This is a genomic window from Serratia sp. SSNIH1 (assembly GCF_002935055.1).
In the GTDB taxonomy this organism is placed as follows: Bacteria; Pseudomonadota; Gammaproteobacteria; order Enterobacterales; family Enterobacteriaceae; genus Serratia; species Serratia nevei.
Genome location: NZ_CP026383.1, coordinates 4,010,441 through 4,022,166 on the forward strand (window position 1 = coordinate 4,010,441; position 11,726 = coordinate 4,022,166).

11 protein-coding genes are annotated in these 11,726 nt (G+C 62.4%); 4 read left to right on the plus strand and 7 right to left on the minus strand.

The window, feature by feature from the left end; translation table 11 throughout:
• Positions 1–33: 33 nt before the first annotated feature.
• The 3 genes from C3F38_RS19355 to C3F38_RS19365 form a co-directional block, all read right to left on the minus strand.
• The gene (locus C3F38_RS19355) at positions 34–1,512 is read right to left on the minus strand and encodes an amino acid permease (protein WP_025160186.1); all 1,479 of its coding nucleotides are present in this window, start codon (positions 1,510–1,512) and stop codon (positions 34–36) included.
• A gap of 217 nt (positions 1,513–1,729) precedes the next feature.
• Entirely contained in the window at positions 1,730–2,596 is an 867-nt protein-coding gene (yieE, locus tag C3F38_RS19360) for a DNA-binding transcriptional regulator YeiE (RefSeq protein ID WP_038877850.1), read from the minus strand.
• 106 nt (positions 2,597–2,702) lie between these two features.
• Positions 2,703–2,900 (minus strand): hypothetical protein, encoded by a 198-nt coding sequence (locus tag C3F38_RS19365; protein WP_038877849.1) that lies wholly within the window; start codon positions 2,898–2,900, stop codon positions 2,703–2,705.
• 193 nt (positions 2,901–3,093) lie between these two features.
• On the opposite strand from C3F38_RS19365, the gene C3F38_RS19370 reads away from it, so the two are divergent.
• Positions 3,094–4,167: a YeiH family putative sulfate export transporter gene (locus C3F38_RS19370; RefSeq protein WP_038877848.1), complete on the plus strand. Its 1,074-nt coding sequence runs from the start codon at positions 3,094–3,096 to the stop codon at positions 4,165–4,167.
• Between the two features lie 101 nt (positions 4,168–4,268).
• Positions 4,269–5,108 carry a deoxyribonuclease IV gene (gene nfo, locus C3F38_RS19375; RefSeq protein WP_038877847.1) on the plus strand — a complete coding sequence of 280 codons (840 nt, stop codon included), beginning with the start codon at positions 4,269–4,271 and terminating at the stop codon, positions 5,106–5,108.
• 19 nt (positions 5,109–5,127) lie between these two features.
• Here the strand turns inward: nfo and C3F38_RS19380 are convergent, their stop codons facing one another.
• From C3F38_RS19380 to fruB, 4 genes are all read right to left on the minus strand, one after another.
• Positions 5,128–5,721 carry a DJ-1/PfpI family protein gene (locus tag C3F38_RS19380; RefSeq protein WP_080479005.1) on the minus strand — a complete coding sequence of 198 codons (594 nt, stop codon included), beginning with the start codon at positions 5,719–5,721 and terminating at the stop codon, positions 5,128–5,130.
• Between the two features lie 162 nt (positions 5,722–5,883).
• The gene (gene fruA / locus C3F38_RS19385) at positions 5,884–7,569 is read right to left on the minus strand and encodes a PTS fructose transporter subunit IIBC (RefSeq protein ID WP_048234464.1); all 1,686 of its coding nucleotides are present in this window, start codon (positions 7,567–7,569) and stop codon (positions 5,884–5,886) included.
• Between the two features lie 11 nt (positions 7,570–7,580).
• Positions 7,581–8,522 (minus strand): 1-phosphofructokinase, encoded by a 942-nt coding sequence (fruK, locus tag C3F38_RS19390; protein WP_015378523.1) that lies wholly within the window; start codon positions 8,520–8,522, stop codon positions 7,581–7,583.
• Entirely contained in the window at positions 8,519–9,652 is a 1,134-nt protein-coding gene (gene fruB / locus C3F38_RS19395; protein ID WP_047730248.1) for a fused PTS fructose transporter subunit IIA/HPr protein, read from the minus strand. Before fruB ends, fruK begins: the two co-directional genes overlap by 4 nt.
• A gap of 247 nt (positions 9,653–9,899) precedes the next feature.
• Between fruB and C3F38_RS19400 the strand changes: the two genes are divergently transcribed.
• Positions 9,900–10,322: an NUDIX hydrolase gene (locus C3F38_RS19400; RefSeq protein WP_046687518.1), complete on the plus strand. Its 423-nt coding sequence runs from the start codon at positions 9,900–9,902 to the stop codon at positions 10,320–10,322.
• A 233-nt stretch (positions 10,323–10,555) separates the two neighbouring features.
• Positions 10,556–11,716 (plus strand): NapC/NirT family cytochrome c, encoded by a 1,161-nt coding sequence (locus tag C3F38_RS19405; RefSeq protein ID WP_055317217.1) that lies wholly within the window; start codon positions 10,556–10,558, stop codon positions 11,714–11,716.
• Positions 11,717–11,726 lie beyond the last annotated feature (10 nt).

The following is an 11,726-nucleotide window of genomic DNA, read 5'->3' on the forward strand; positions in this document are numbered from 1 at the left end:
CGGGAACCCCCGCCGCGTCTCACTCGCCGAAAATTACTTCACGTCCATCTTCGGGAATTCCATTTCGCTGTACTTCACGACGCGGGTGCCGCGCGACAGCTTGTAACCGAACCAGATCAGCAGGAACAGCGGAATGCCGATGTAGGTCGCGGTCACGCCGTACCAGTCGATCTTGTCTTGCAGGAAGGCCTGGTAGTTCTGGCCCAGGGTAATGATCAGGCACAGCACGAAGGCGAAGATCGGCCCCAGCGGGAAGAACCCGGAACGGTACGGCAAGTCGTTCAGATCGCGCCCCTGCAGCATGTAACCGCGACGGAAGCGATAGTGGCTGATGGCGATGCCCAACCAGGCGATGAAACCGGTCATGCCCGAGGTATTCAGCAGCCACAGGTAAACCGACTGGTTACCGAACATCGACGTCAGGAAGCACAGCCCGGCCACCACGCAGGTCGCGTACAGCGCGTTGCGCGGCACGCCGCCTTTCGACAGCTTGGCGAAGATGCGCGGCGCCTTGCCTTCTGACGCCAGGGTGAACAGCATGCGGGTAGAGGCGTACATGCCCGAGTTACCGGCCGACAGCACCGCCGTCAGGATCACCGCGTTCATCACCGCCGCCGCCGACAGCAGGCCGGCATGCTGGAACACCAGGGTAAACGGGCTGACGCTGATGTCCTTCACGTCGTTGCGCAGCAGGCTCGGATCGGTGTACGGAATGATCAGGCTGATGATCAGAATGGCGAAGATATAGAACAGCAGGATACGCCAGAACACCTGACGCACCGCGCGCGGGATGTTTTTACCCGGGTTTTCCGATTCGCCGGCCGCGATGCCGATGAGCTCAGTACCCTGGAACGAGAAGCCGACGATCATGGCCACGCCGATCATCGCCGAGAAGCCACCGGCGAACGGCGCGTCCCCTATCGTCCAGTTCTGCCAGCCGGCGTGCTCGCCGCCCTTCAGAATGCCGACGATCATCAGCACGCCGACGGCGATGAAGATAATCACGGTGCTGACCTTGATCAGCGCGAACCAGTATTCCGCCTCGCCGAACCCTTTCACCGAAATGTAGTTCAGCAGGAACATCAGGCCGAGGAACAGCGCGCTCCAGATCCAGCCGGGGGTGTCCGGGAACCAGTAGCTCATCACCAACTGCGAGGCCACCAGGTCAACGGCGATGGTCACCGCCCAGTTGTACCAGTAGTTCCAGCCCAGCGCGAAGCCGAAGCCTTCTTCCACGTATTTGGCGCCGTAGGTGGAGAATGAACCGGAGACCGGCATAAAGGCCGCCAGTTCGCCCAGGCTGGTCATCAGGAAGTACACCATCAAACCGATCAGCGCGTAAGACAGCAGTGCTCCGCCGGGGCCTGCCTGAGAAACCGTGGCGCCGGAGGCGACGAACAGGCCGGTGCCGATGGAGCCACCGATGGCGATCATGGTCAAATGCCGGGCTTTCAGCTCGCGGCGCAATCCGGGTGCTTGCTGCCCCGATGTTTTTATATCCTGCTGAGCCATTCGTACCCTATCTGCTCTTTGAAAAATGAGGGCGGATTGTAACAAATACCCGCCGGTGAACTAGCAACATTGCACTGATATAAGATAGCTTCATAATTCAGAGGCAATTATTAGCCGCGGCCCTTATGGCCTTACTTACTCTCATTAATGTGAGCGCGCGCAGGTTTTTATGCTTTTTCCGGCCTGCGCGGCAGCAGAGGGCGTGACGCGCTGCCGATTACAGCGCGCAATAGCTGAGAAAACGCTGTAATGCGTTGGAAATGTGCTTTTGCCGATGGCGGATCAGGTACAGGGTGCGCCGCAGCGGCGGCAGCGGTACCGGCAGTTCTACCAGCGCGCCGCTGGCCAGCTGTTCCGCCACCACCCGCCGCGACAGGCAGCTGATGCCGATGCCGTGCCGCACCGCGTGCTTGATAGCCTCCGAGTTGCCGAGCTCCATCACCAGCTGGAAGTGCGGCAGGTGCGCCAACAGCAGATGATCCAGCACCTCGCGGGTGCCCGAACCGCGCTCGCGCAAGATCCACGGCGCATTGGCCAACGCCTCCAGCGTCGGCGGTTGATGGGCCAGCGGGTTGTCCGGCGCGGCGAACACCACCAGCTCGTCCTCCAGCCACGGCTGCGTCACCAGCTCCGGCATATGGCAAGGCCCTTCGATCAGCCCCAGATCGACGCGGAAATCCGCCACCGCCACGATCACGTCCTGGCTGTTGCCGACGTTCAGCTCCAGCGGCGTGGCCGGAAAATCCCGGCGGTAACGGGCGATCATCTCCGGCAGCATGTAGTTGCCGATGGTGCTGCTGGCGGCGATGCGCAGCGCCCCGCCGTCATGACGAAACAGCTGCTCGATCTCCCCCGCCTGCTCCAGCAGCGCCAGCGCCTTGGGATACAACAACCGGCCGTGCTCGTTGATCACCAGCCGTTTGCCGACGCGATCGAACAGCTGCACGCCCAGTTGCCCCTCCAGATCCGCCAGCGCCGCGCTGACCGCCGACTGCGACAGCGCCAGCACCACCGAGGCCTGAGTGGTCGAACCGCTTTTCAGCACTTCGGTGAAGACTTCCAGTTGACGCAACGTGATATGCATAGCCGTCCCGGTAGTGAAAAAGGGTTCTGCCAGAGAACCGCAAAATGATGTCAATATGATGTGGGTAGCCCGGCGAGGCTACCCGGTTTACAGCCAATTCGGCGCGTTACTTGCCCAAGGCGACCAGCTGCGCCGCCGCAGCCAGCACCGCCTCGCGCGGCGTGCCGGCTTCGTCCCGCTGTATTAATTGCAGCATCGCCACCAGGCGATCGCGATCGACCACCTTGTTTTCTTCAATCAACCGCCGCACCGCGCGCCCCACTTCCTGGTCTATCTGCTCTCTGCGTTGATCGTCGGTATCCATCGCCTGCTCCTGTTCAGTTGGAAAGTTGACGGCGGCTCGCCGCTCCTCCTCACCCTAGCCGCAATGCGGCTTTATGCCAATGCCTGACGCCATACCACTTATTCAGATAGGTTATAAATATATAATCAATTTCTCTTTTATTCAGCCCAAACGTACTCTTAGCAGCAAGAAACAGACTGAAGGACTGACTTTTATGGCGACTGATACCACTCACACTTATCCCGAGCGACGCTTTCCGCTGTTCGGCCTGCCGCGCCTGGTACCGGGGCTGGCGCTGACCGGCGCGCTCACCGCGCTGGCCGTCTGGGCCGGCGACATTCCCTGGGTGGCGGAGCTGGGCCTGGGGGCGCTGACGCTGGCGATCCTGTTCGGCATTCTGGTGGGCAACACGCTGTATCCCCGCTGGCAAACCGTTTGTCACGGCGGCGTGCAGCTGGCCAAACAACGCCTGCTGCGTCTGGGCATTATCCTTTACGGATTCCGCCTGACCTTTCAGCAGATCGCCGACGTAGGCGCCAGCGGCATCATCATCGATGCGCTGACCCTGACCACCACCTTCCTGCTGGCCTGCTGGCTTGGCAAGAAAGTGTTCGGCATCGACAGCCAAACCGCGATGCTGATCGGCGCCGGCAGCAGCATTTGCGGCGCGGCGGCGGTGATGGCCACCGAGCCGGTGCTGAAGGCCGACTCCAGCAAAGTGGCGGTGGCGGTCTCGACCGTGGTGGTGTTCGGCACCCTGGCGATCTTCGCCTACCCATGGCTGTATCAGCTGAACGAACACTTCCAGTGGCTGCCGTTCAGCCAGGAAACCTTCGGCATCTACGCCGGCTCCACCATCCACGAAGTGGCTCAGGTGGTCGCCGCCGGGCACGCCATCGGGCCGGACGCCGAAAATGCGGCGGTGATCGCCAAGATGATCCGCGTGATGATGCTGGCGCCGTTCCTGCTGCTGCTGTCGGGCTACATCAGCCGCGGCGGCGCAGGCAAGGCGGAAAAATCCGCCATCACCATTCCGTGGTTTGCCGTGCTGTTTATCGCCGTCGCCGGGCTGAACTCCTTCAACCTGCTGCCGGCCACGCTGGTGCGCCACCTGATCACCGCCGACACCTGGATGCTGGCGATGGCGATGGCGGCGCTGGGCTTGACCACCCACATCAGCGCCGTGCGCCAGGCCGGGATGAAACCGATTCTGTTGGCCACGCTGCTGTTCGTTTGGCTGCTGGTCGGCGGCGGCGCGATAAACCAGCTGGTGCAACACTGGCTCTAATCATCCCCTTCTGCGGCCCGCTTCGGCGGGCCGCCGCTTTTCATCATTCAATCCGCCCGCCATCAATGCCATAATGTCACCGATAACACAGGAGAATGAAGATGAAGTTTGTCGGTGCACATGTCAGCGCGTCAGGCGGCGTGGATCAGGCGGTTATCCGCGCGCACGAATTGGAGGCGACCGCGTTCGCCCTGTTCACCAAAAATCAGCGTCAATGGAAGGCCGCGCCGCTGGCCGCCGACGTGATCGATAAGTTCAAGAGCGCCTGCGCGCAGTATGGCTTCGGGCCGGGGCAGATCCTGCCGCACGACAGCTACCTGATCAACCTGGGCCACCCGGTGGCCGAGGCGTTGGAAAAATCGCGCGAGGCGTTTATCGACGAGTTGCAGCGCTGCGAACAGCTGGGGCTGACGCTGCTAAACTTCCACCCGGGCAGCCACCTGCTGCAAATCGATGAAGACAAGTGCCTGGCGCGCATCGCCGAATCGATCAACATCGCGCTGGATAAAACCGCCGGCGTGACGGCGGTGATCGAAAACACCGCCGGCCAGGGCAGCAACCTGGGCTTCAAATTCGAACATCTGGCGGCGATCATCGACGGCGTGGAAGACAAGAGCCGCGTCGGCGTTTGCATCGACACCTGCCACGCCTTCGCCGCCGGGTACGATCTGCGTACCGAAGAAGAGTGCGAACGCACTTTTAAGCAGCTTGGCGACATCGTCGGTTTCAACTACCTGCGCGGCATGCACCTGAACGACGCCAAGAGCGAGTTCAACAGCCGCGTCGACCGCCACCACAGCCTGGGAGAGGGCAACATCGGCAAAACGGTGTTCAGCTACATCATGCGCGATCCGCGTTTCAACAATATCCCGCTGATTCTGGAAACGGTAAATCCGGATATCTGGGCGGAAGAGATCGCCTGGCTGAAGGCGCAGCAGTAACCCACCTCTGGCCGCTCGCCTAGGCGCGAGCGGTTTCCCCCACCGCGTGCTCCGCCGCCAACATGGCGCTGAACTGGCGCAGCGTCTCTTCATCCAGGCCCGCAGCGCTGAACACGGCGGCGGTAAAGCTGACCGGCGCCGATCCCGGAGCCGTAATGACACGGTCATCCACGACGGCGGCGGCGCTCGCAACGAAATGGCGCTGCCCGGTGTAGCCCTCAGCATGGCGCGTCAAAAACCCGGCGTCGTTGGAAGTATGCGCCCTGCCGTTCAACAGGCCGGCCCGCGCCAACGCCAACGTTCCACCGCAAATGCCCGCCAGGGTCGCGCCGCGTTGAAACTGCTCGTTGAGCAACGCGCTGATATCCGGCGCCCGTTCGGTTTCCCACTGAGTGCCGCCGACCACCACCAGCACCTCGGGGCGCCAATCCGCCAATTCGGCCACGCTTTTTTCAACCTCTACCGTCAGCCCGCCCTGCGAGCGAAACGTTCCGACCTGCGGCGCAAAAAACGCTACCTCCAGCCCATAAAACGGGCCGCCAACGCCGGCAATCAGCGCGTATTCCCAATCGGCGAAACCGGATGCCAGTACGATCGCCATTTTTTTAGCCACGGATGAATCTCCTTGAGTCATTCCTTGTTCGCATGAACAAAGTCGCGCTGTCAGCTTAGAAAGCGTTGTGGCTTTTGGCCAGGGGTAAATCGTGCTAACTGCCTCAACCACAAACAAAAACGCGCAGCCCAGGGCTGCGCGTTTTGGCGATACCGACGTCAGTTACGCCGCGGCGGCCACCGACGTTTCAGCACGCTTCAGCAGGGCATAAGCCACGCCCGCCAGCAGGGTACCGGCGGCGATCGCCACCAGATACAGCAGCACCGGCGTGATTGCGCCCGGGATCAGCAGCACGAACAGCCCGCCGTGCGGCGCCATCAGTTTGGCACCGAACGCCATCGACAGCGCACCGGTCAGCGCCCCGCCGGCAATGCAGCAAGGCAGCACGCGCATCGGATCGCGGGCGGCGAACGGGATCGCCCCTTCAGAGATAAAGCACAGGCCCAGCACCAGTGCCGCTTTGCCGCCTTCCCGTTCGGATTTCTCGAACTTGTGGCGCGCCAGCAGCGTCGCCAGCCCCATCGCCAGCGGAGGCACCATGCCGGCGGCCATGATCGCCGCCATTGGCGCATACACCGAGGAACTGAGCAGCGCCACGCCAAAGGCGTAGGCCGCTTTGTTCACCGGGCCGCCCATGTCGGTACACATCATCGCGCCGAGAATCGCCCCCAGCAGCACCGCGTTGGCGGTGCCCAGCGACTGCAGCCAATGGGTCAGGCCTTCCATGATTTTCGCGACCGGCGTGCCGACCACGTAAATCATGATAAGACCGGTGATCAGGCTGGCCACCAGCGGAATGATCAAGATTGGCTTCAGCGCTTCCATGCTCTGCGGCAGGCGCAGCTTGCTGCTGATCGCCTTGGCGACGTAACCCGCCAGGAAACCGGCGATGATGCCGCCGAGGAACCCGGCGCCGGTGCTCACGGCCAGCATGCCGCCGATCAGGCCCGGCGTCAGGCCCGGGCGATCCGCGATGGAGAAGGCGATGAAACCGGCCAATACCGGCACCATCAGCGCAAAGGCGGAGCCGCCGCCAATCTGCATCAGCGCCGCCGCCAACGTGTCTTTGACTTCAAACGCCTTGATGCCGAACACGAACGACAGCGCGATGCACAGACCGCCGGCCACCACCATCGGCAGCATGTAGGACACGCCGGTCAGCAGGTGGCGATACGGGCCGTTGCCCTCTTTCTTTTTACCCGCCGGCGCCGCACTACCGCGCTGCTGCGGCTGGAATACCTCGGCCTCGGCCAGCGCCTTGTCCAGTTCCTGGGCTGTTTTCTTCAGCGCCAGGCCGGTGGAAGTGCGGTACATCGGCTTACCGGCAAACTTCTCCAGATCCACTTCGATATCCGCCGCGACGATCACCAGATCCGCCGCCGCCACTTCTTCCGGGGTGATGGCGTTGCCGGCGCCGACGGAGCCGCGCGTTTCCACCTTCACCCACCAGCCGCGTTTCTTCGCTTCGCTTTCAATGGCTTCGGCCGCCATAAAGGTGTGCGCCACGCCGGTTGGGCAAGCGGTGATCGCCACGATGCGTTTTTGCCCATCGGCTTTCACCGGCGCCGCCGCCTGCGGTGCCTGATAGGTTTCAGCTTCGGCCTTGGCGCGCGCCAGAAAAGCGTCCGGTTCACGCACCGCCTGCTCTACGTCGCCCACATACACCAATTTGCCGTTCAACCCGGCATCAGCAGGGGCTGACTGCCCCATCACCGCCACCAGTTCGGCGTCCTGCAGCGACTCGACCAGCGTCAGGCCGGTTTTGGCCGCGGCAGCCTCCAGCATGCGTTTCGCCAGGTGGCCACGGGCCTGCCCCAGCGAACTGTCTACCATCAGCAGCGTTTTCATTCTGCCTCCTGCTATTGATTGAAAGGTTTCAGATCGACGCGCGCCATCATCGCGGCCAACTGGGGACGATCGGTCACGCCGACGTTGCTCTGGCTGACCGCCAGCGCCGCTACCGCCGTGGCCAGACGCAGGGTGTGTTCACTGGATTCGCGCATCAGCAGGCCGTAAATCAGGCCGCCGACCATCGAATCGCCGGCGCCCACGGTGCTGACCACCTCACAGGACGGCGGTTTGGCGATCCAGGCGCCGGACGCGTTAACCCACAGCGCGCCTTCCGCGCCGAGGGAGATCACCACGTGGGCGATGCCCTGTTCGCGCAGCGCATGCGCGGCCTCGACCACGTCCGCCAGCGTCGGCAGCGGGCGGCCGGCCCAGATTTCCAGCTCGCGGCGGTTCGGTTTGACCAGCCACGGCGAAGCCTTCAGCCCGGCGACCAGCGCTTCGCGGCTGCTGTCGAAAATGATGCACGGGCACTTGGCGCGCAGCTGGGTCATCCAGTCGGTAAAGGCATCGGGATCGACGCCGGCCGGCAGGCTGCCGCTCACCGCCACCATGTCGAACTGGCCCAGCCAGCTCAGCGAGTCGCTGACGAAGCGATCCCAGTCCTGCGGCGTCACTTCAAAACCGGAGAAGTTGAAGTCGGTCACTTCACCGTCTTTTTCCGTCAGCTTGACGTTGATGCGGGTGCGGCCCGGCACCACCTGGAAGCGGTTGGCGATCCCCAGATCGCTGAACAGCAGCTGGAAACCGTCCTGATTGTCTTTGCCCAGGAAACCGCCGACGGTGACGTCGATGCCCAAATCCTTCAACACTTTGGCGACATTGATACCCTTACCGGCGGCGTGCAGGCCGGCGGTTTTTACCCGGTTGACTTCCCCGCGCTCGATCTGCGGGCAGAAGCCCACCAGATCGTACGCCGGGTTCAAGGTGATCGTTGCTACTCTTCTGCTCATGCTGCGCCCTCGCCCAGTCCTTCATTAATCGCTTCGCCGATCGCCTTCAGCGCGGCTTCAGCATCTTCTCCATTGGCGGTAAAGCGCAGGTGATGCCCTTTCTTCACGCCCAGCGCCACCACCTTCATCAGGCTGCGCCCGTTGGCCGGCTTACCGCTGCCGTCCAGGTTGGTGACGGTGATGTCACTGTTGAAACTTTTGATCACGTTGACCAGCGCCGTGCCCGGCCGTGCGTGCAGGCCGTGCTCGTTGCGGATCACAAATTCGGCGCTCAGCACGCTGCTCTCCTCGGCCACTTCGCTGGTCAGCAGCGCCAGCACCCCGGCGGCATCCGCCTTCAGCAGGCGTTCAGCTTTGTTGGCCAGCAGCAGATCGCTGAGGTAGTTGAGCACCGCCAGCGGCTGCGCATCGGCGACCGACACCGTCAGCAGCAGCGCCACCGGCTCGCCGTCTTCCACGAAAGCCTGCGCCGGGCGGCTGACGGTGGCCGCGCTGGCCAGGTTGCCTTCGACGCTGTCGCTCAGCCAGATGCCCTGCCCCAGGTTCAGCGGCTTGCGGGTGATGGCATCGCTGACGAACTGCGCGTTGACCGCGCCGGCCTTTTGCAGCCGGCCGGCGTTCAGCGCCTGCAGCGTCATCAGGCTGTCGGCCGCGACGTCGAGCGCAATCAGCGAAACGTCGAACTGGAATTCGGCGCTCTGCTGTTCGCCCATCAGCAGGCTGCGCAGCTCTTCCGCGGAGGTGGTTTTCGCCAGCCGCTCCGCCACGCCGTCATCGCTCAGCACGTGCGTGAGCTGGCGCAGCAGCGCCAAATGCTCGTCGGAGCGGGCGGCGATACCGATCGCCACATAGGCGGTCTGGCCTTCGCCCCAGGCGATGCCCTGCGGGAACTGGAATACCTGCACGCCGGTTTTCAGCACCAGATCGCGGGTATCGGTGGTGCCGTGCGGAATGGCGATGCCGTTGCCCAGATAGGTGGACGTCTGCAGTTCGCGCTGCAGCATGCCGTCCACGTAACCGGCGCTGACGCAGCCGGCTTCGGTCAGGGCGGCGGCCACCTGGCGGATGGCCTCCTGCTTACCGTCGGCAGCGGCGCCCAGATGAATGTCTTGCGGTGACAACTGGAACATGATTCTCCTCTCCTGCTGAATTGAATCGTTTCAGCTTTATTGAGAAAAAGGAGCGTAACCCGCTCGCCACAAGCGGCCGGATAACGCTGAAACGTTTCAAGTAGTGTGTAAGCAGCGCAAGGTGAAAGCAAGCTTTCTCCCTTTTGCCATTGCAGATTTTTGAGCTTACGCACACTTTCGCCGGCGCATTGGTCAGCGCCGGGGCAAAATGACATACTGTGCTGAAACTTTGCTGACGGAGAAAAGCATGAACGTAGTGACGGGCGTCGGGGTGATCATCGTCAACCCGCAGGGCGAGATTTTGTTGGGCAAACGCTGCGGCCCGCACGCGCCCTTTTGGTCGATCCCCGGCGGGCATCTGGAGGCCGGTGAAACCTTCGAGCAGTGCGCCCAGCGCGAAATCGCCGAAGAGACCGGGTTGCTCATCGACCCGCCGCGCTTCGTGGGCGTCAGCAACAATCTGCAAACCTGGCGCGCCGAAGGCAAACACACGGTGTCTGTTTGCCTGCAGGTGGATCATCCCGGCGGCAGCGCCGAGTTGAAAGAACCTGAAAAGTGCGCCGAGTGGCGCTGGTGCGCGCCGGACGCCCTGCCGGAGCCGCATTTCGAAGCCAGCCGCACCGCCATCCGCCTGTGGCTGAGCGGCCAGGCCTATGTGCCCACGGCCTGACCCATCGCGAGCGCATGTTGCGCTCTCTTCCCCTGCCGCACTGCCTCACCGCTATATAAATTATAATATAACGCTATTTTTTGAGATATATGCCCTTTTTTTGACTACGGATAACCCTATGGGGTTAACCCTCTTCTATTATTACCCCTGCAATCGACGTGGCATTCTGACCTCCGGTCGGCGGCCTTTTGGCAAGATTTTATTTTAAATTCATAATTATAAGCGGGTTTACCATGAGCAAAAAACTGACTGGCTTTGAAAAAAAGCGCCGGTGGGGATGGCTATGGCTTTTGCTGCTGGGGATTATCCTCGGCGCGGCGCTGTTGGCCGGGACCGCCACCGTCTTCCATAAAACCAGCGATACCGCCTTCTGCGTTTCCTGCCACACCATGCAACAACCGCTGGCCGAATATCAGGGCAGCGTCCACTTCCAAAACACCAAGGGTATCCGCGCCGAGTGCGCCGACTGCCACGTGCCGCACCAGCCGATCGATTACCTGTGGACCAAAATCCGCGCGGTGAAAGACATTTACGGTGAGATGGTCGGCACCATCGATACGCCGGAAAAATACGAAGCGCACAAGCTGGCGATGGCGCAGTCGGTCTGGAAAACGCTGAAAGAGAACGACTCGGCCACCTGCCGCTCCTGCCACAGCTACGACGCCATGGACATCACCGCCCAGCGCCCTGAGGCACGCCTGCAGCACCCGGTGGCGATCAAACAGGGCGAGACCTGCATCGATTGCCATAAGGGCGTAGCCCACATCCTGCCGGATATGAGCGGTGAAACCCAGGCCGGCGCCGCCGAGCTGGCGAAGGCCGCGGCGCTGACCGCACCGGACGCCATCACCCTTTACACCATCGCCACCGAGCCGTTCTTCCTCGGCGCCAACGACAGCCATAACGCCGGCAACCTGATGCCGTCCACCGAAGTGCAGGTGGTGAAGCAGGAGGGCGACAAGGTGCTGGCCACCGTGAGCGGCTGGCAGCAGGACGGCGTCAGCGAAGTGTTCTACGCCGCGCAGGGCAAACGCATCCTCAGCGTGCTGCTGGGTGAAGACGCGCGCCAACAGCTGAAGACCGCCTCCACCCAGACCGATGCGGAAACCGGCCTGGTCTGGCATCAGGTTTCTCTGCAGGTGTGGCTACCGCGTAAACAGTTGATTGACGATCAGCAAAAAATCTGGCGCTACGCCGCGGACATGATGTCGGCCAACTGCACCGGTTGCCACGGGCTGACCGCGCTCGATCGCTTCAACGCCAACCAATGGATCGGCGTCATCAAAGGCATGGCGCCGCGCACCTCGCTGACGCAGGAACAGCTGCGCGTGCTGACGCAATACGTACAAAAACACGCCAGCGACATGCCACCTGCCGCACCGGCCAAGCTTTAAGGGAGAAGCG